This is a genomic window from Smaragdicoccus niigatensis DSM 44881 = NBRC 103563 (assembly GCF_000380645.1).
Classification (GTDB): domain Bacteria; phylum Actinomycetota; class Actinomycetes; order Mycobacteriales; family Mycobacteriaceae; genus Smaragdicoccus; species Smaragdicoccus niigatensis.
Window position 1 is genome coordinate 39665 of the sequence record NZ_AQXZ01000008.1, and the last position, 18220, is coordinate 57884.

An 18220-nucleotide genomic window follows, 5' to 3' on the forward strand; every position below is an offset into this window, starting at 1 on the left:
TGAGTTCCTCCTTGACGGCAAGTTGCTTCAGTCCGCGTACCCGGATCGGACGCCACTAACCGTTCGGGCACCCGATACCCTCAAGGAATGAGTGACAGCGCCTTCGACAACGCCGGGTTCTCGACGAAAGCCATTCACGCCGGATATGACCCGGACCCGCAGACCGGCGCCGTCAACGTTCCGATCTACACGAGCTCGACGTTCATGCAGGACGGCGTGGGCGGCATGCGCAACGGCTACGAGTACGCGCGCACCGGCAACCCGACCCGTGCCGCGCTCGAGGCGAACATCGCCGCGATCGAAGCCGGTCAGTTCGGCCGGGCATTCAGCTCCGGTATGGCCGCCACGGACTGCACGCTCCGTACGGTGCTGCGCCCGGGCGACCACCTGGTGATCCCGAACGACGCCTACGGCGGCACCTTCCGCCTGATCGACAAGGTGTTCAAGCACTGGGGAATCGAGCACAGCGTCGCCGCCGTGAGCGACCCCGATGCCGTTCGCGCGGCGATGCGCCCCAACACCAAGCTCGTGTGGGTCGAGACGCCGACGAACCCGCTGCTCAACATCGGAGACATCGCCGCCCTCGCCGACATCGCGCATGAGAGTGGCGCGAAGCTCGTCGTCGACAACACCTTTGCGTCGCCGTACCTCCAGCAGCCGATCACGCTCGGCGCGGACATCGTGCTGCACTCGACGACGAAGTACCTGGGTGGTCACTCCGACGTGGTTGGTGGTGCGTTGGTCACCAACGACGAAGAACTGCACGCAGGTTTCGGATTCCTGCAGAACGGCGCCGGCGCGGTTCCGGGACCGATGGATTGCTACCTCACGCTGCGCGGGATCAAGACGCTCGCGATCCGCATGGAGCGCCACAGCGATAACGCCGAGAAGATCGCCGACTTCCTCGTCGGGCACTCGGCGGTGTCTCAGGTGATCTACCCGGGACTCGAAAGCCACCCGGGCCACAAGGTCGCCGAGAAGCAGATGCGCCGGTTCGGTGGCATGCTGTCGGTCCGCCTCCACGGGGGAGCGGACGCCGCCCGCGAACTGTGCGCCGGTACCAAGGTCTTCACGCTCGCCGAGTCGCTCGGTGGCGTCGAATCGCTCATCGAGCACCCCGCGGCCATGACGCACGCGTCGACCGAGGGCTCGGAACTCGAAGTTCCGGCTGACCTCGTGCGTCTCTCGGTGGGTATCGAGGACATCGAAGACCTGCTCGCCGACCTCGAGCAAGCGCTGGGATAGAACGTGCCCTGGGACTGCCCGCAGTGTGGTCGCCGCTTCCGGCGGTCCGGGCAGTCCCACGAGTGCGCGCCGGCGATGTCGATCGAGGAGTATTTCGCGACCGGCCCGCCGTGGGAACGACCGATCTTCGAAGCGGTCATCGACCATCTGGAGTCGATCGGACCGGTACACGTCGAGCCGGTCTCGGTCGGGATCTTCCTCAAACGAGCGCAGTCGTTCGCGCAGTTGCGACCCATGACGAAGTGGGTGGCGCTGTCGTTCTCGCTGTCGCATCGGGTGTCGCATGGCCTGATGACCCGCAAGCCGATGGAGTACTCGGGCAAGTACTTTCACGTCGTCAACCTGCGCGAACCCGCGGACTTCGACGACGAGATCCGCAACTGGCTGACCGAGGCCTATCTCAACGCGCCCGCAGACTGATCTGCCGGTGATGTTCGCGCAGCTCCTCGTAGCCGGCGGCGTTCGCGCGGATGTCGGCGACCTCCTCGTCGGTCACGGGCCGGCGAATCTTTCCGGGTACCCCCGCGACGAGTGAGCCCGGCGGAATGTCGACACCCTGGGGGACCAGGGCGTTCGCGGCGATGAGTGAGCCGGCGCCGATCGTGGCGCCGTTGAGGACCGTCGCGCCCATTCCGATCAGAACGTCGTCGCCGATCGTGCAGCCATGCAGGATCGCGTTGTGTCCCACGGAGACACCCGCACCGACCCGCAGTGGGAACCCGCGGTCAGTGTGCAGCACGCACCCGTCCTGGATGTTCGAACCGGCGCCGATGGAGATGGGTTCCGCTTCGGCGCGAAGCACTGCCTGGTACCAGATGCTGGCGCCGGGACCGATCGTGATGTCGCCGATCACGGTCGCGTTGGGAGCGACCCAGGCGGTGTCGTCGATATCGGGGGCGTGGTCCTGGAAAGGCGCAGTCAAGGTGTGCGGTCCGCTGGCAGCGCGGAGGAGGGTGTCGATGAGTCGATGACTGCGCGCCACCATGACCTCGGCACTGACGTCGGGATGCCGGAGCCACCCATTCACCAGGGCGGAAAAGCTGCTCATCCAGATGTCGGCGAGCGTCGACAAATCGGTGGGATCAGGCTGAATCCCGGTGCTGATGAAGGCTGCGGCGACACTTTCGCGGGATTGAGCGGCGATTCGCCGGCGAGCGCTACGGGCCGCGTCGGCGACCGGTCCGTCCATCGGATGGGATCGATCGAAGAGCACAGACCAGTCACTGGGGCGAGGTTCGAGCGCGGTGAACACGCGCCGAAACGTCTCTTTCGCACGCTCGCGTCCACTGCCGTGGGCGGCCGAGTCGATCGCCGTGCTCAGGATTCCCGCGGCGCGTTCGACGCATGCGATGTACAGCCGGTCCTTCGTGTCGAAGTAGGCGTACACCAGCGGTTTCGACACTCCGGCCTGCGCCGCTACCTCGCGCAATGACAGTCCGGCATACCCGGTTCGGGCGATCTGCTCAGCCGCGATGTCGAGAATCTGCGACTCTCGGGCAGCGCGCGGCACGCCTTTCGTTCCTGCGGTGCTCACCGTCGTGACGACCTTTCCTCGAACCCTTGCATTAGATTAACCGATCGGTATATTACCGATTAGTCAATTCAGTGAGGGGTTCAACTGTGACGGATCGATCGCCCGAGACTCGTTCGTGGTGGGGATGGGGTGCCGTCGGCGACGAGCTGACCGCGACCGAAACCGAAGCTCTCGTCGCACGTGTGCAGGCGCTGCTGCCCGGTCACGACTTCACCGACCATGCCCCGCCGGACCCGTCGAGCTTGCCGGTCTCAGCGCCCCGGATCTCGATGCCCGCGGCGCTGACCGCAATCGCCAGCGATGAGCAGGTCGACCGTCTCTCGCATGCCCGCGGTAAGGCGTTCCGCGATGTGGTGCGAAACCTGCAGGGTGATGTCGCGCATGTGCCGGACCTCGTGCTCCGGCCGCGCGATGAACAGGACGTTGTCGACGTGCTGGACTGGTGCTCGGCCACTTCGACACCGGTCATTCCGTATGGCGGTGGAAGTTCCGTTGTCGGTGGTGTCGAGCCGCGGTTCGACGGGCCGTCGGTGAGTCTCGACCTCGGCTTGCTCGACCAGGTCCTCGAGGTCGACCTGGTCAGTCGCGCGGCGCGTATTCAGTCCGGAACGTACGGTCCGGCGCTGGAACAGCAGCTTCGTCCCGAAGGTCTGACGCTGCGGCACTTCCCGCAGTCGTTCGCCTACTCGACCCTGGGCGGCTGGCTCGCGACCCGCGCCGGCGGCCATTTCGCCACGCTCTACACGCACATCGACGATCTGACCGAGTCGATTCGAGCCGTCACTCCCGCCGGGATCAGCGAGTCCCGGCGTCTGCCGGGATCGGGTGCGGGTCCGTCGCCGGATCGAATGTTCCTGGGCTCGGAAGGAACGCTCGGGGTCATCACCGAGGCGTGGATGCGGTTGCAGGACCGGCCGAAATGGCAGATCACCGCATCGATCACGTTCACCGATTTCGCGTCGGCAGTCGCGGCCACCCGGGCCATCTCGCAGTCCGGTCTCTACCCGTCGAACTGTCGGCTTCTCGATCCCGCGGAGGCCTTCATCAATGCCGGGGTGGGTACGAGCGGAGGGGTGTTGATCGTTGCTTTCGAATCCGCTGACCACCCGGTCGATGCGTGGTTCGACCGTGCGATCGACATCGCGACCAACTATGGCGGAGTGGTCGTGTCGTCGAAATCCAAGGACGAATCGGCCAATGTTTCAGCGGCGGCGGCCTGGAAATCCTCGTTCCTCCGGATGCCGTACCAGCGAGATGCCATGGCACGGCGATCGATGATCGCCGAGACCTTCGAGACCTCGTGCACGTGGGACAACTTCGACCGCTTCCATGGCGCCGTCACCTCGGCGGCGAACGCGGCGCTCGCGGAAGTCTGCGGAGGCGGTGTGGTCACCTGTCGGTTCACCCATGTCTATCCCGACGGACCCGCGCCCTACTACGGGATCTATGCCCCGGGCCGTTGGGATTCCCTCCTGGCGCAGTGGGACGACATCAAGTCCGCGGTGTCGGAGGCGATCAACCTCAACGGTGGCACGATCACGCACCATCACGCCGTTGGGCGTGATCATCGGCCGTGGTACGACCGGCAGCGACCTGAGCCGTTCGCCCTCGCACTGACCGGAGCGAAGGCTGCGCTCGATCCCGCTGCGATCCTCAATCCCGGTGTGCTCATTCCGGCGGGAGTCAGCAAGTGACCTCCGTGCGGGTTATTCGGATCGGCCGCCCCGAGGTGCGCAACGCGATCGATGCGGCGACCGCCGAGCGCCTGCACCACGAGTTCGCCGAGTTCGAAGCCGATCCGGAAGCCAAGGTCGCGGTGCTGTACGGCGACGAGAAGGCGTTCAGTTCCGGCGCAGACCTCGTGCGGTTGCCGGCGCTCCGCGATGACGGGCCGCTCGGGCCGAGTCGCCGCCTGATCACCAAACCAGTGATCGCGGCAATCGAAGGATGGTGCATCGCCGGCGGCATCGAACTGGCCGCGCTCTGCGACCTCCGAGTCGCCGGGGAAGGTGCCCGGTTCGGCTTCTTCGATCGACTCCACGGCGTCCCACTCGTGGATGGCGGGACGGTTCGCCTACCTCGGATCATCGGGCTGGGCCGTGCGCTCGACCTGATTTTGACCGGACGTGAGTTCGATGCCGACGAGGCGTTCCATCTTGGCTTCGTCAATCGACTGGTGCCGGACGGCACCGCGCTCACGGCAGCGACCGAACTTGCAGAACTCATCGCCGGGCACCCGCAGGCGTGCCTGCTCAGCGACCGGGAATCGACGTACGCAAGTGTCGGACTCAATGAGTCAGCCGCGTTCGATGTCGAGCAGGCGCTGGGGGAACGGACGATCTTCTCGCTCGATTTCATCAGCCGGGCCACCCAGCGAACGCTGCGGTCGGTCGTCAAGAAGACCATGGCCGCCGCCACCCGAACGAGATAGCGGGGATTCGCAATGTCATTACTGCACAACGCTTTAGGACTCATCAACCGGACGCACGAGCTCAACCGCCGGCCGTTCGACGCGAACACCACGATCGCGACCCAGCACGGGCGCTTCGGGATCATCCACTACGGCGTGATGATCCCGGGCCTGCCCGAGCCGTTCTGCTTCTTCGACGCCATCGTCGTGCTCGGGACGTCGAAGGCGCCGATCTTCGACAATCGGAAACTCGCCACGACCGATGACCCGGCGTGGGTGCTCGTTGGATCGGCAATCACCCGGGACTCCTTCCGCGAATTCAGTCAGGCGGCCGACTGTGATCTCGCGCCCGATGGGAAGGCACTGCGATTCGGCGACGACCTCGACATCAAACACGGCGCCGATGAGATTGCACTGAAAGCCGTCCGGCCGCAGGCGCACATCGAGCTGACGATCCGTCCGACGGCGGCGGTCTCGCACTTTGCGCACATGCTCGGTGTCTACGACCACTGGAGCGTGCTGTGCGAGTACGAGGGCACCTTCACCCCGACCGGCGGCGAAACGTTCACCCAAACGGGCCTGTGCACGTTCGAATACGCCCGGGCGGTGAACCTCCCGCTGCCGTTCCGGTTCTTCACCTATCAAATCCTGAACATCGACGACAACACGCAGGTGCTCTTCACCGACGTGCGCGCGACGGCCGGACTTCCCGTGTCCCGGTACGTCTACGTCCGGCGCACGGACGGTACGGCGACGGTGCACAGCAGCGGGTTCCATCACGAGGTGCTCGCGACGACAACCGTGACCACGCCAGACGGCGCGAAGATGGAATTGCCGACACGATTCCGTTGGAGTTGCGGGGACCTCGTCACCATCGAGGGCGAAACCAACGGCGACTGGGCTTACGGGCTCGCCGCCGGTTATGCCGGCAGTTACCGCTACACGGGAACGTTCGAAGGTGAGTCCATCGACGGCACCGGCTACATCGAGTGGATCGAGCGTTGACGGGTGCGGCTCAGGGCTCGACGTCGACCCACTCGATGTAGCCATTCCCGCTGATCGCGGAGCCGTTCCACCGACCGGTGTAGCTGTACGCGGAGACGTAACCGCGGCCGTGTCCGAATCGCCACGGGGAGTCATGGGTGGCGTCGATCGTCAGGACTTCGCGCTCGCCGTCTCGGACAGTCCACCGCATGCGCGCTGGGACGCGCATTTCCCGGCCGTACGGGTCGGTGAGCGGTTCCTCGTGCTCGAGGACCTCGAACGTCACGTCGGAATACACCTCAGCCTGCCCGCTGCGCGTGCGCACGTGTGCCAGTCGGCACGCGGTGGCTCCAGCGGCGCGAACGTCGGTGAGCAATAGTTGGGTGTCCGCATCCAGATTGATGATCTGGTACGTGAAGAAGTCGGCCGGCAGCTTGAGCGCCTTGGGAAGCGGGCGACTGGACAACGCCTGCGGCGACACACAGCGGGCGTACTCAAAAGTGCCCAGGCCGGAGAATCGGTGGTTGCCGGTCTCGTCTTTGATCACCGCGTCGAACGGTGCGAGAAGACTGATGTGGTCGTAGACGGCGCTACGCACGAAGTACGACACGGTGTCGGTGACAGTGAGCGTGATGTGCGCTTCGAACGACTCGTACGTGGCGTCGACGGCAACGTTCGGGAGCGCGACCCGGATCGAAAGGTCGTCACCCCATTTCAGGAGATGTCCGTCCTCGGCGAAATCGCACTCGGTGGACGCGTCGTAGGCCCGGTAGTGGTGCTGGTTCGCATGTGCGGTCGACGAAAGCACGGTGGCGGTGTTGCGGGCGTCCGCCGCGGCGAGCTCGTCGTTGTCGAACATGAGGGTTCCGGTGGGGCCGATGAACGTCATCGTGTTGAGGTACCGATACGGCGCAGGCAGGTCGGGAATGAACACGCCGTAGTGCGTCCAGCCCCACAGGCGGGACTGGGCGTACGGCCGAAACAGGTCGTCGCGGTCGAACGGCCGTCGGGACGCCTCGAGACGGCTGTCGATGCGCGGCAGAATGCCGTCCACGAGAACTTTGGCCGTCAAACCCCAGGGGGTTATGCGCGTCGTCACTTACCGCAATCTACCTGTGCCGCCCGAATGCGGCGGTCGATGACGGATTGGAGTTCCTCGCGGGTGAGCGGTGTGGGGACGTCCAAGTCGGAGGGGATGCGGGAGTCCTGACGGGCGCCGTCCATGCACAGGCGCAGGGCACGCCGCCAGAGGTCGGGGTGCTCGGCCCCGCCGAGGTCGCGGACCGCTTGAACGGCGATCAGCATGACCGGAAAATCGCTGGGGGCGAAAGATTCCCGCAGCCAGCCAGCCTTCTTGGCGCGGTCGGTAATGGCTTCTCGCAGTGGTCCCAGCCGCGCGGCGGCGGACGAGGTGAGTTCGGTGGGCGGGAGCTGACGGCTCAACATGAGCTGGCGCAGACCCTTGTTCTCGGCAAACAGTTCGCTGCACCGAACGCAGAAGGTCAGGAAAGCGGCCGCTGCGTCGTCTTCGGCGAGCGCGCGCTCGGCGAGTTCGATGACCTCGTCGATCTTTGCGGCGAACAGTGCGTCGATCAGATTCTCTTTGTCGCCGAAGCGCCGGTAGACCGTGCCGACGCCCACTCCGGCCCGTTCGGCGACCTCGGCGATCGAGACTTCCAAACCGTGTTCGGCAAACGCGGCCATCGCGGCCGGAACGATCTTCTCGCGATTGCGAATGGCGTCTTTGCGCAGCGGCTTTTCGTCCGCGGGAGTTTTCTCGTTCACCGCAGGGTCCGCCCCTGTTAGCTGCATAACACTATTCTACGCGTAAACGGAATGACATCGTCCGTTTAATCAGATAGGGTCAAATCAGTAAACGGAATGACCCCCTCCGCTTGGCGGATCGAGTCGCTGGCCGATCGAAAGAACGATGCAATGATCCTCACCGAAGTGCCCACGATCAACTGGGCAGCGCCCACGCGATTCGTGCCTGGACGCATCGATATTCGAGGTGACCACTGGGCTGCGCAGCTGACGCGGTTCGCAGTGACCGGCGGGCTGAGCAACGTTCTCTATTTTGCCGTATTTGTTCTGCTCACCGACGACGGGACCCAGGTCGCGAATGTGGCCGCCGTCGTCGCCAGCACGATCGCTGCCAACGAGCTGCATCGCCGAGTCTCATTCCACGCGAGCGACCGGGTCCACTGGCTCACCGCGCAGGTGGAAGGCGGCGGCGTGGCGCTCGTCGGGTTGGGCATCAGTGCGGCAGCGATCGCGCTGCTTCAGATGTCCGTGCCGGCGATCAGTGCAGCGGTTTTGGCGCTGATCACGATCGCGCTCAGCGGAGTGATCGGCGGTATGCGCTTCGTGGCACTCCGCGGTTGGGTCTTCAGCCCTGCACGCACGGCCTGACCTGGACAAAGAAGCGGCCCGCCGGTGATCCGGCGGGCCGCTCTCTTGGTCTGAATTGTCAGCCGTGGTACGGCTCTGCGCTGACGAGCGTGACCTGCATGTAGTTGCCGTTGGGCAGCTGGTACTTCTTGGTGTCGCCGATCTTGGCGCCGATCAGGGCACCGCCCAGCGGCGAATCGGGGGAGTAAACCTCGAGCGTGGTGGCGCCACCGGCGGCGCGCGTCCCGATGAGGAAGGTTTCGGTGTCGCTTTCGTCGCCGTCGTAGTAAACGGTCACCACGGTGCCCGGCTGCGCAACGCCCGCCTGCGCCGGCGCAACGCCGACCTTGGCGTTGTTGAGCAGTTCCTGGAGCTCGCGGATACGCGCCTCTTCCTGGCCCTGCTGCTCGCGCGCGGCGTGGTAGCCACCGTTCTCCCGGAGGTCACCTTCTTCACGTCGCTCGTTGATCTCCGCCGCAATGATCGGTCGGTTCGCGATGAGCGCGTCGAGTTCCCGCTTAAGCCGGTCGTGGGACTCGGGCGTCAACCACGTGGTTTCGGACATCTCGGTCTCTCCCTCATACGTTGGATCCCCCCGCGGGATCCATGTGCACGCAGCTGCCCAGCCGCGGCCAGAGGTCTGGTTGCATGGCGATCATCGGGCGGTGTCCCCCCGAACCACCGTGCTCGGGGTCTCGCTCCCGGCCACGTAAAGCAGCAAACACGGCTCCGATGCACGGAACCGTGTATCCGAACATTTTAGCACCCTTAGCCAACACGCATGACAACGTGCGAAGGCAACTCCGGGCTGATCTTGTGAACCTTCAGCTAATTGATGCCGGCCTGGTCGGACCGCAGGTAACGGGGTACCTCATATCCGCAACCGTAAACCTCAGCGACCACCGGAGGACGCGACGTACGGATGGAAGTGTGCACCACTGTCGACGATTCCGCACTCTGAGGAACGAGAACCTCGCGCCGGCCGACTTCATCCGCCTGCTTGGAGCGCGCACGCACGATGCAGACCGCGGGCCTGCTCGGGTCGTCTCGAGTGACGGAGAACGTCATCTCGACGGTCGAGTCGTCGACGAGCTGGAACGAGACCGCTCCGGTGTCGATCGGCGTCCGCCCGAACCGCAGATAGAAGGCGACACCGATCCCCGCGCCCACCACGAGTCCCGCGACGAGGACGAGAACCGCGGCGCGTTTGGAAATGCGCGAACTGCCCGCGGTCGGATAACGACCTGCTGGGGTTGTCAGTGGACGCTCAGCCATCAAGTGGAACTATAGGGGAGTGGTCGACACATCCGGTCGGCCCGCTCTTCAGCTACGGCGAGAGGGACGGTGAGCAGCTTTGCGTCTGATGGCGGTGCATGCACATCCGGACGACGAATCGAGCAAGGGTGCGGCGACCTTGGCCAAGTACGCCGCCGAGGGGCACGACGTGCTTGTGGTCACACTGACCGGGGGCGAGCGCGGCGACGTTCTCAACCCAGCTGTCGACATCGAAGGTGTCGCGGATCGGATGCACGAAGTCCGGCGGCAGGAGATGGCCGAAGCTGCGCGAATCCTCGGCGTCCGGCAGCACTGGCTGGGGTTCGTCGATTCCGGGTGGCCGGAGGGCGACCCGTTGCCGCCGCTGCCTGAGGACTCCTTCGCTGCGGTTCCACTGGACGAGGCGACGGCCGCGTTGGTCCAGGTCGTGCGCGATTTCCAGCCGCACGTGATGATCACGTACGACGAGAACGGCGACTACCCGCACCCGGATCACATTCGCTGCCATGAGGTTTCGGTCGCGGCCTACCACGCCGCCGCAGATCCGGACCAGTTCCCGGACGCGGGCGAAGCCTGGTTGGTGTCGAAGCTGTACTACGTCCACGGCGCGTGGTTCGTCCGTGCCCGGGGCGAGGCGCTCGCGGCGGACTACGCCGCTCGTGGCGAGAAGTTCCCGTTCGCCGAACGGATGGAGATGATGCGTCCGCTGCTGATCGCTCCGGACCGCATCACCACGCAGATCGAGTGCGGAAAGTACTTCCAACAGCGCGACGACGCCCTCCGCGCGCACGCGACGCAGGTCGACCCGAACGGCCCGTTCTTCGCGATCCCGATGGACTTGCAGCAACGCGTGTGGACAACGGAGGAATTCGAACTGGCACAATCGCGGGTGCAGACTTCGATCCCGGAGTCCGATCTGTTCGCTGGCATTGACGACGAGGAGGCGCAGCCCTGATGAACCAGCTCCTGCTCGCGGCCGGTGACAACAACCCCGCAGGACCCGAATTCGGCGAAGCATCGCCGCTCGGGTTGTTCATCATCCTGCTGCTGCTCATCGGCACGATCCTGCTAGTGCGGTCGATGAACGGGCACATCAAGCGGCTGCCGGAATCATTCGACGAACCGGCGGAAGCTCCGGAAGCGCAAGAGCAGCCGGGAAAGAAGCCGGAAGACTAGCGGTTCTGCACCGGACGTTGGGCTCCGGAAATCCGGGTGAAGGTCTCTGCCCAGGTGGCTTGTACAAAACTTATAGTTTGTACAGGCCGCCGTGCGGGAGACATTGAACCCGGGCCGCGTGGATTCCGAGGATCAGCGGGGCGTTTCCTTCGCCGGCTTCCTGATCTCCCCGGTGAGGTAGCGCTGCAATGTGGGCGCCAGCGCGGCGACGAGGTCGTCGACCGGCGCCGAAGCCAGCGGATCGGTCCGCACAACCCAGCGCATCGTGCCCATGCCGACGATCGCCGATGCGCACAGCGACGCCCGGAACGGGACGTCTTGCACACCGAGGCGCCGGAGAAGCTGCTCGAACACGGGGCCGAGGAACAGGTCCATCGAGGCGTCGACGGCCTTGTTGGCGGCGAGGCCACCGGCCGCGCTGACCGCGAACGGACCGCCGCCCGTGGCGTCCCACGTGATGATCATGGTCTTGATGAGGCGTTCGCCGATGTCGTTCGACGCGCCTTTGACCATGTTGTCGATGAAGTCCGGTACGCCGAACGGCAGATGCAGTTTCTTGGCAACCGAATCGAGGCTGGGTATGAACCGGGCTTCGTTGCTGGACATGGCATTCAGCTTGCCATCTTTCAGCGCCGCCACGTGCGCAAATGGCGCGCCGGGCGACCACGGAGCGACCGATCTGTGATCTTCATTGGATACTGGTCGCGTGGATTCCGACGCGCAGCATCCCGACGACGACCGTGACGAGAGCATCGAAAACGCCGACGCAAGCGCCGAGGTCGCCGAGGAAAACGTCGAAACCCCAACGGCGACACCGAAACGCAGGCTGAGCCGGAAGGTTCTGTTCGCCGGTGCCGGGGTCGCCATGGCCGCGATCGCGGCGTACGGCGTCGATATCTACGTGACCCACGGCGAGACCGGCCGGGGAACGAGCGTCCTCGGCGTCGACATCAGCGGAATCTCGCCGGCCGCCGCGCAGCAAAAGCTCGAAGGCCAGTTCCCGGAGATCGCGTCGAAGCCGGTGAGCCTCCGCGCTGGTGAGACCTCGGTCGAGATGGTCCCGGCGACCGCCGGTCTCGGTATCAACTGGAAGGCGACCGCAGAATCTGCGGCCCATCAGAGCTACAACCCCTTCAGCCGTCTCATCGCGCTGTTCCACACGCACGACATCGCACCGGTGCAGACCGTCGACGAGCCGAAGTTCAGCGCGGAGCTGCAGAGCGTGTCCGCCGCGATCAACCATGAGCAACTGCAGGGCGGCATCGTGTTCCACGGGTCGGTCCCGGAGGCGATCAACTCGATCGCGGGCCAGAAGCTCGATGCGGCAAAGCTGCGCGGCGCGGTTCAAGACGGGTGGCCCACGGGCGGACCGGTCGAACTTCCGCTGACCGACCCAGGCGCCCTCGTCACCGACCAGGCGCTCAAGCAGACCATGCGCGAGGTCGCGATTCCGGCTTCGTCTGCTGACCTGGTCGTCCAGGGCGAGCAGAACATCAAGGCGACGCTCCCGCGCGATCGAATCGGCGAGGTGCTGTCGTTCAAGCCGGACGGCAAGGGTGGGCTCGACGCGAAGTGGGACGTGAAGTCGGCGGAGAAGATCCTGGCCCCGCAACTCGCATCGACGGAGAAGCCGGCCCGCGACGCCACGGTCGCGATCGGCGCCAAGGGGCCGTACGTCGTCGGCGAGCAATCGGGTCGCACGGTGGACTGGGGTAAGACCCTCGCGAACTTCAGCAAGGACATGCTCAAGCCGACCGACCGGGTGTTGACCGCGACCTACGGCGACTCGGTCCCCACGTTCAAGAAGGCCGACGCCGAGAAGCTGGGCATTCGCGAGGTCATCGGGGAGTTCTCCACGAGCGGCTTCGAGTACGCCTCCGGGGTGAACATTCGTCGCACTGCTGAGCAGGTCAACGGCGCGATCGTCAAGCCGGGCGCGGACTTCTCGCTGAACGGCTGGACAGGTCCGCGGGGACTCGACCAGGGGTACGTCGAGTCCGGAGTGATCATCAACGGCCGTCCCGGTCGCGGTGTCGGCGGCGGCGTGAGCCAGTTCGCGACGACGCTGTACAACGCGGGCTACTTCGCTGGCATGGACGACATCGAACACCGTGAGCACAGCTACTACATCTCGCGCTATCCGGCCGGTCGGGAGGCGACGGTGTGGGAGGGCTCGATCGACGTCAAGTTCCGCAACCCGGCCAAGACCGGCGTCCTGATCCAGGCGATCGGCGACGACTCGTCGATCACGGTGCGGATCTGGGGTACGAAGACCGTCAACGTCGAGTCGATCAACGGTGGTCGCTGGGACTACACGAGTCCGTCGACGATTCGACTGCCAGAAGGGCCGGGCTGTGCGGCGTCGGGTGGTCAGGACGGATTCACCACGAGCGACACCCGCGTGATCCGCGACGCCACGACGAATGCGGAGCGCTCGCGTGCCACGCGAATCGTCGTGTACGAGCCCGTGCCCGTCGTGATCTGCGAGAAGCCGAAGCCACCGGCGAAGCCCGACCCCAAGCCGGCCGACGATGCTAAGCCGGCGCCCGCGACGCCGACCACCACACCACCGACGACGACGCCGGAAGCGCCGCCCGCCGAGGTGCAGGAGCCATAGGGCATGCCTAGGGTTGTGTCATGAACCGCTTGCGGAACGCAACGAGTCCCTACCTGCGACAGCATGCGGACAATCCGGTCGACTGGTGGCAGTGGGGACCCTCGGCGATCGAGCAAGCCAAACAGCTCGATGTCCCGATCCTGCTGTCGGTCGGATATGCGGCGTGCCACTGGTGCCACGTGATGGCGCACGAGTCATTCGAGGACCCGGCCACGGCGACCTTGATGAACAACAACTTCATCTGCATCAAGGTCGACCGCGAGGAGCGGCCCGACATCGACTCGGTCTATATGAACGCGACCGTCGCGATGATCGGCCAGGGTGGCTGGCCCATGACGTGCTTCTTGACTCCGGAGGGCGAGCCCTTCTTGTGCGGCACCTACTACCCGAAGACTCCGCGGGGTGGCATGCCGTCGTTCACCCAGGTGCTCGAAGCGGTCGCGCGGACATGGACATCGCGCCGTGCTGAGGTGGTCCGGGCTGCGTCGGGGATCTCCGCGCAACTTCGCAAACAGAACGCCATTCCGCGGTTCGGCGGAACAGTCGGCCCGGAATTGCTCGACGCGGCCACGGCGAACGTGCTGCGCGACCTGGACCACGAGAAGGGCGGGTTCGGTGGGGCGCCCAAGTTCCCGCCGTCGTCGCTGCTCGAAGGGCTGTTGCGGAGTTACGAGCGGACCGGCGACTCGACGACGCTCGACGCGGTCGCCATCACCGCCGACGCGATGGCGCGCGGTGGGATCTACGACCAGCTCAAAGGTGGGTTCGCCCGCTATTCGGTCGACGCGGATTGGGTCGTTCCGCACTTCGAGAAGATGCTCTACGACAACGCGTTGCTGTTGCGCGCGTACACGCACCTCGGGCGCCTCGGGTACGACTTCGCCCTGCGGATCAGCGCGGAGACCGCGGAGTTTCTCCTCGCTGACCTGCGCACGTCCGAAGGCGGCTTCGCGTCGGCACTCGATGCGGACACCGACGGCGTCGAGGGACTCACGTATGTCTGGACGCCCGAGCAACTCGACGAGGTGCTCGACCAGTCGGACAGCGACTGGGCCGCAGACCTTTTTCACGTGACGGTCGAGGGGACGTTCGAAGAGGGCGCGTCGGTGCTTCAGTTGCTCGCCGATCCGGACGATCCGGAGCGATTCGCGCGGGTCAAGGCGGCGTTGCTCAAGGCCCGGGAATCGCGGCCGCAGCCGGCGCGCGACGACAAGGTCGTCACGGCGTGGAACGGCATGGCGATCGCCGCGCTCGCGGAGGCGGGTGCGATTCATGGACGTCCGGAGTGGATCGCCGCCGCGGTCGAATGTGCCGAGTTCCTGCTCGACAAGCATGTGAAGAAGGGGCGCGTCCGGCGGTCGTCGCTCGGCGGTGCGGTAGGTAAGGCGCCGGGCGTCCTCGAGGATTATGCGTGGCTCGCGACCGGCTTGCTGACGCTGAACCAGGTGACGGGCCAGCGGGAATGGCTCACGCACGCGCAGGAGATTCTGCAGCGGGCGATCAACCACTTCGAGGTTCCGGGCGATCTGGGCAGCTGGTACGACACGGCCGATGACGCCGAGAGCCTCATCACACGACCGCGGGACGCCGTCGACGGGGCGACGCCGGCGGGCGCGTCGTCGCTTGCGGAAGCGTTGCAACTGGCTGCTGCGTTGAGCGATCCGGCCGAGGCACAGACCTACCGCGACCATGTCGCGCAGACCGTCGGCCGGTCCGCAGTCCTGCTCGCGCGCGCGAGTCGATCCGCCGGGCACTGGCTGGCCGTAGCCGAGGCGGAGATCGCATCGCTGCAGGTCGCGGTGGCGACGGACGGTGACCAGACGTTGGTCGAGGTTGCGCGACGACTCGCGCCCGGAGGAGCGGTCGTGGTCGCGGGGCCTCGCGATTCGATGCCGCTTTTGACGGATCGCGGACTCGTCGACGGCCAACCGGCGGCCTATGTCTGCCGCGGATACGTGTGCGATCTGCCGGTGACGACGGTCGAGGATCTCGCGGCGGCCCTCAAGACTTCATGAGCGGACGGGAATAATCCGCGGCGGCTGGGTGCTGAACGTGGCGTCACTTCAAGCTTGAAGTGAATCGCCGACGCCGAGGAGCCATCATGACCGCCGCGCTGCGCCCCACTGCGGGGCTGGTCCCCGCCACGGTCCGTACTCACGTGCGAATCCCGCTGACGTTCGCCGACGGGTACTCGACCGTCGCCGACGTCTTCACGTTCTTCGACCTCGTCGACAACCGCGAGCACCTGCTCCTGGGGCTGGGGGACTGGCGCGGTGCGCTCGATCGCGGTGACGCTCCCATCGTGCGCCCGCACAGCGAATGCCTCACGGGCGATGTGTTCGGTTCGCAGCGTTGCGACTGCGGCCCGCAGCTGCGCGAAGCGGTCGAGCGGATCGCGGCCGAAGGTGGATTCCTGCTGTACCTCCGCCAGGAAGGTCGCGGAATCGGCTTGTACGCCAAGCTCGACGCCTACGCGTTGCAGGACTCCGGCCTCGACACCTACGAGGCGAACGTCGCACTCGGGCACGGCGAGGACGAACGCGACTACCGCGTTGCCGCGCAGATGCTGCTGTCGTTCGGTGCCGACCGCATTCGACTCCTGAGCAACAACCCCGACAAGGCTGCACAGCTCGAGGAATTCGGCATCGCGGTCGACGAGCAGATCGCGACCGGCGTGCACCTTTCTGGAGCCAACGCGCGATATCTGCTTGCCAAGCGCGACCACACCTCGCACACGATCGATTTGGGGATGATCGCATGACCACCACTGCCATCGCTGACCGCCTGATCCCGGCACACCATCCGTTCGCCGCCCACCTTCGGCACGTCGCGACCACGGGCTCGCACCGCGAGTGGACTCCCGACGACGGGCCGCTCCCGGCGCTGTACGTCAGTCACGGTGCTCCGCCGCTCTTTGAAGACGGCCCATGGATGCGCGAACTCCACGACTGGGCGCGTGCCCTTCCCAAGCCGAAGGCGATCCTCATCGTCAGCGCGCACTGGGAGTCGAAGAGCCTCGGCATCACGAGCACGCAGCCGTCGGAACTGGTGTACGACTTCGGTGGTTTCGACCGCTTGTACTACCAGATGCGATACGACACCCCGGAGAGCACAACGCTCGCCGCGCAGCTCAAGGGCGTGCTCGCCGATACCGAGCACGTCTACGAACACCGTCGCGGCATCGACCACGGCGCCTGGGTTCCGCTCAAGGTCATGTACCCGGAGGCGGATATCCCGGTCCTGCAGTTGAGCCTGCCGACCACGGGAACCGACCGGCTGCTGCGGCTGGGAATGCGCTTGAAGGCGCTTCGTGAGCAGGGCGTTCTGGTGATCGGCTCGGGCTTCATGACCCACGGGCTGCCGTATGTCGACTGGGCGAACCCCGACCGCGTGCCGCGCTGGTCGTCCGAGTTCGATTCCTGGGCCACTGATGCCCTGGCCCGCGGCGACGTCGACGAGCTGCAGAGCTTCTGGACCAAGGCGCCCGGGATTCATATGGCGCATCCGACGGTCGAGCACTTCACGCCACTGTTCGTGACGCTCGGTGCCGCGACCGACCCCACCGTGCCGGTCGAGAACGTCATCGACGGCTACATGCTGGGCCTGTCGAAGCGGAGTTTCCAAGTCGTCTGAGAAGTAAAAACAGGCTCTCGATCCGTCGATCCAGAGCCTGTTTGCGCGGAATCAGCAGCCGTAGTCGTAGTCCAGGCCGTTCGCGACGTACTGCACGAGGTAAGTCGTGCCGCCGGCGAACTGGTAACCGGTGCAGTACTTGCGTGCGGCGAGTGTGTTCGACTGGCCGGTGGCGACCCAGTTGGACCAACCGGGCTTCCATCCGCCGGTGATCTGCTGCCACATCGACGCGGTGCTGTACACGCCGACGAAACCGGCGCCCTTGGCGAGCAGTGCGTCGCGCTCACCCAGCAAGCTCTGCTGGTTTTGGAGTGTGTCTGCGTTCCAGGAGTTCGAGGCTTCAACGTCGAGCCACCACGTCGAGCTGCGCACCCCGGCACTGGCCGCGGCGTCCCAGGCCCAGACTCCAGCGTTGTAGCCGTAGTTGTACGCCCGGCACTGCTGATCGCCGGTCGCGCACTGCTTCGGACCCGAAGTGTCGTGGGTCGTCTGGTCGTACCAACCGGTGTTCACGTACAGGCTGTAGCTTTTGAACTTCGCTGCCTCGGACGCCATGCACGAGTTGGTCGAGTAACCCAGGCCGCCGGTCACACCCACGATTCCGAAGCTCGAACCCTTCGGGATCGGCTTGTTGCAGTTCGGGTAACTGACGTCATTGCCCGTCGTTCCCGTGGTGTACTGGCCCACCGCGGATGCGGTACCCGTGCCCAAGATAATTGCGGCACTTATTCCCGCAATCAAACCGGCGAACGTTCGCTTCAAGTAAAACTCCTTGCATCTGTTCCGGCCATGCGTCATTGCAGGTCGGATTCGCAAGAAGATCGCGAGTGGGGAATTGCGCGTTACCGCGTCTTCGCAGCTCGGTTAGGTATTAATACGGGCGGTTCGGCATGAAAACTATTATTTTGCAATGGCTTTGGCAAAGAATATCGAAAACCGGCCGTGTGATCCTTTT

The 18220-nt window shown here is 65.3% G+C and carries 19 protein-coding genes and 1 pseudogene; 12 read left to right on the forward strand and 8 right to left on the reverse strand.

Annotated elements, in window-relative coordinates:
• Positions 1-87: 87 nt before the first annotated feature.
• Positions 88-1245, forward strand: a complete 1158-nt coding sequence (locus F600_RS0101730) for a cystathionine gamma-synthase (protein ID WP_018158855.1) — start codon at positions 88-90, stop codon at positions 1243-1245.
• 3 nt (positions 1246-1248) lie between these two features.
• On the forward strand, positions 1249-1665 hold the full coding sequence (locus F600_RS0101735; protein WP_026306055.1) for a DUF5655 domain-containing protein: 417 nt from the start codon (positions 1249-1251) through the stop codon (positions 1663-1665).
• Here the strand turns inward: F600_RS0101735 and F600_RS31440 are convergent.
• Both F600_RS31440 and F600_RS32230 read right to left on the reverse strand, forming a co-directional pair.
• Complete coding sequence (locus F600_RS31440) at positions 1646-2230, reverse strand: gamma carbonic anhydrase family protein (RefSeq protein WP_156024364.1); 585 nt, start codon at positions 2228-2230, stop codon at positions 1646-1648. The two genes, F600_RS0101735 and F600_RS31440, sit on opposite strands and share 20 nt — an antisense overlap.
• Positions 2231-2599: 369 nt before the next feature.
• Positions 2600-2779: pseudogene (locus F600_RS32230) on the reverse strand (TetR/AcrR family transcriptional regulator); the annotation flags it as partial.
• Between the two features lie 86 nt (positions 2780-2865).
• Between F600_RS32230 and F600_RS0101745 the strand changes: the two are divergent.
• From F600_RS0101745 to F600_RS0101755, 3 genes are read left to right on the forward strand one after another with little or no spacing between them, the layout of a single operon-like run.
• Positions 2866-4473: an FAD-binding oxidoreductase gene (locus tag F600_RS0101745; RefSeq protein ID WP_018158858.1), complete on the forward strand. Its 1608-nt coding sequence runs from the start codon at positions 2866-2868 to the stop codon at positions 4471-4473.
• Entirely contained in the window at positions 4470-5210 is a 741-nt protein-coding gene (locus tag F600_RS26410; protein ID WP_040630029.1) for an enoyl-CoA hydratase-related protein, read from the forward strand. Before F600_RS0101745 ends, F600_RS26410 begins: the two co-directional genes overlap by 4 nt.
• Before the next feature lie 12 nt (positions 5211-5222).
• Positions 5223-6194 (forward strand): DUF6670 family protein, encoded by a 972-nt coding sequence (locus F600_RS0101755; protein ID WP_018158860.1) that lies wholly within the window; start codon positions 5223-5225, stop codon positions 6192-6194.
• A 10-nt stretch (positions 6195-6204) separates the two neighbouring features.
• On the opposite strand, the gene F600_RS0101760 is transcribed toward F600_RS0101755, so the two are convergent.
• Both F600_RS0101760 and F600_RS0101765 read right to left on the reverse strand, forming a co-directional pair.
• Complete coding sequence (locus F600_RS0101760; RefSeq protein WP_026306057.1) at positions 6205-7272, reverse strand: DUF6670 family protein; 1068 nt, start codon at positions 7270-7272, stop codon at positions 6205-6207.
• Positions 7269-7985 (reverse strand): TetR/AcrR family transcriptional regulator, encoded by a 717-nt coding sequence (locus F600_RS0101765; protein ID WP_081628661.1) that lies wholly within the window; start codon positions 7983-7985, stop codon positions 7269-7271. The genes F600_RS0101760 and F600_RS0101765 overlap by 4 nt, the downstream gene beginning before the upstream one ends.
• A gap of 69 nt (positions 7986-8054) precedes the next feature.
• Here F600_RS0101765 and F600_RS26415 point away from each other — a divergent pair, with 69 nt between their 5' ends.
• Entirely contained in the window at positions 8055-8585 is a 531-nt protein-coding gene (locus F600_RS26415) for a GtrA family protein (RefSeq protein ID WP_018158863.1), read from the forward strand.
• Between the two features lie 58 nt (positions 8586-8643).
• On the opposite strand, the gene greA is transcribed toward F600_RS26415, so the two are convergent.
• Entirely contained in the window at positions 8644-9129 is a 486-nt protein-coding gene (gene greA / locus F600_RS0101775; protein WP_018158864.1) for a transcription elongation factor GreA, read from the reverse strand.
• Between the two features lie 263 nt (positions 9130-9392).
• Positions 9393-9839, reverse strand: coding sequence for a DUF4307 domain-containing protein (locus F600_RS0101780; RefSeq protein ID WP_018158865.1), 447 nt, complete (start codon positions 9837-9839; stop codon positions 9393-9395).
• Positions 9840-9927: 88 nt separating this feature from the next.
• On the opposite strand from F600_RS0101780, the gene mca reads away from it, so the two are divergent.
• Both mca and F600_RS0101790 read left to right on the forward strand, forming a co-directional pair.
• Entirely contained in the window at positions 9928-10794 is an 867-nt protein-coding gene (gene mca / locus F600_RS0101785; protein ID WP_018158866.1) for a mycothiol conjugate amidase Mca, read from the forward strand.
• Positions 10794-11015 carry a hypothetical protein gene (locus tag F600_RS0101790; RefSeq protein WP_018158867.1) on the forward strand — a complete coding sequence of 74 codons (222 nt, stop codon included), beginning with the start codon at positions 10794-10796 and terminating at the stop codon, positions 11013-11015. Before mca ends, F600_RS0101790 begins: the two co-directional genes overlap by 1 nt.
• Before the next feature lie 132 nt (positions 11016-11147).
• On the opposite strand, the gene F600_RS0101795 is transcribed toward F600_RS0101790, so the two are convergent.
• Complete coding sequence (locus tag F600_RS0101795; RefSeq protein WP_026306058.1) at positions 11148-11621, reverse strand: TetR/AcrR family transcriptional regulator; 474 nt, start codon at positions 11619-11621, stop codon at positions 11148-11150.
• A 100-nt stretch (positions 11622-11721) separates the two neighbouring features.
• Here F600_RS0101795 and F600_RS0101800 point away from each other — a divergent pair, with 100 nt between their 5' ends.
• The 4 genes from F600_RS0101800 (at position 11722) to F600_RS0101815 (ending at position 17265) form a co-directional block, all read left to right on the forward strand.
• The gene (locus tag F600_RS0101800; protein WP_018158869.1) at positions 11722-13632 is read left to right on the forward strand and encodes a VanW family protein; all 1911 of its coding nucleotides are present in this window, start codon (positions 11722-11724) and stop codon (positions 13630-13632) included.
• 20 nt (positions 13633-13652) lie between these two features.
• Positions 13653-15647: a thioredoxin domain-containing protein gene (locus tag F600_RS0101805; RefSeq protein ID WP_018158870.1), complete on the forward strand. Its 1995-nt coding sequence runs from the start codon at positions 13653-13655 to the stop codon at positions 15645-15647.
• A gap of 86 nt (positions 15648-15733) precedes the next feature.
• The gene (locus F600_RS0101810) at positions 15734-16393 is read left to right on the forward strand and encodes a GTP cyclohydrolase II (RefSeq protein WP_018158871.1); all 660 of its coding nucleotides are present in this window, start codon (positions 15734-15736) and stop codon (positions 16391-16393) included.
• Positions 16390-17265 (forward strand): dioxygenase family protein, encoded by an 876-nt coding sequence (locus tag F600_RS0101815; protein ID WP_018158872.1) that lies wholly within the window; start codon positions 16390-16392, stop codon positions 17263-17265. The genes F600_RS0101810 and F600_RS0101815 overlap by 4 nt, the downstream gene beginning before the upstream one ends.
• A 51-nt stretch (positions 17266-17316) precedes the next feature.
• Here the strand turns inward: F600_RS0101815 and F600_RS0101820 are convergent, their stop codons facing one another.
• Positions 17317-18027: a glycoside hydrolase family 25 domain-containing protein gene (locus tag F600_RS0101820; protein ID WP_081628665.1), complete on the reverse strand. Its 711-nt coding sequence runs from the start codon at positions 18025-18027 to the stop codon at positions 17317-17319.
• Positions 18028-18220: the final 193 nt, after the last annotated feature.

Excerpts from the sequence above, each read along its gene's own strand:
- F600_RS0101730 (WP_018158855.1), top strand. The coding sequence starts at position 88 with ATGAGTGACAGCGCCTTCGACAACGCCGGGTTCTCGACGAAAGCCATT.
- F600_RS31440 (WP_156024364.1), bottom strand. The coding sequence starts at position 2,230 with ATGGTGGCGCGCAGTCATCGACTCATCGACACCCTCCTCCGCGCTGCC.
- F600_RS0101755 (WP_018158860.1), top strand. The coding sequence starts at position 5,223 with ATGTCATTACTGCACAACGCTTTAGGACTCATCAACCGGACGCACGAG.
- F600_RS0101765 (WP_081628661.1), bottom strand. The coding sequence starts at position 7,985 with ATGCAGCTAACAGGGGCGGACCCTGCGGTGAACGAGAAAACTCCCGCG.
- F600_RS26415 (WP_018158863.1), top strand. The coding sequence starts at position 8,055 with ATGACCCCCTCCGCTTGGCGGATCGAGTCGCTGGCCGATCGAAAGAAC.
- greA (WP_018158864.1), bottom strand. The coding sequence starts at position 9,129 with ATGTCCGAAACCACGTGGTTGACGCCCGAGTCCCACGACCGGCTTAAG.
- F600_RS0101780 (WP_018158865.1), bottom strand. The coding sequence starts at position 9,839 with ATGGCTGAGCGTCCACTGACAACCCCAGCAGGTCGTTATCCGACCGCG.
- mca (WP_018158866.1), top strand. The coding sequence starts at position 9,928 with ATGGCGGTGCATGCACATCCGGACGACGAATCGAGCAAGGGTGCGGCG.
- F600_RS0101790 (WP_018158867.1), top strand. The coding sequence starts at position 10,794 with ATGAACCAGCTCCTGCTCGCGGCCGGTGACAACAACCCCGCAGGACCC.
- F600_RS0101795 (WP_026306058.1), bottom strand. The coding sequence starts at position 11,621 with ATGTCCAGCAACGAAGCCCGGTTCATACCCAGCCTCGATTCGGTTGCC.
- F600_RS0101805 (WP_018158870.1), top strand. The coding sequence starts at position 13,653 with ATGAACCGCTTGCGGAACGCAACGAGTCCCTACCTGCGACAGCATGCG.
- F600_RS0101810 (WP_018158871.1), top strand. The coding sequence starts at position 15,734 with ATGACCGCCGCGCTGCGCCCCACTGCGGGGCTGGTCCCCGCCACGGTC.
- F600_RS0101815 (WP_018158872.1), top strand. The coding sequence starts at position 16,390 with ATGACCACCACTGCCATCGCTGACCGCCTGATCCCGGCACACCATCCG.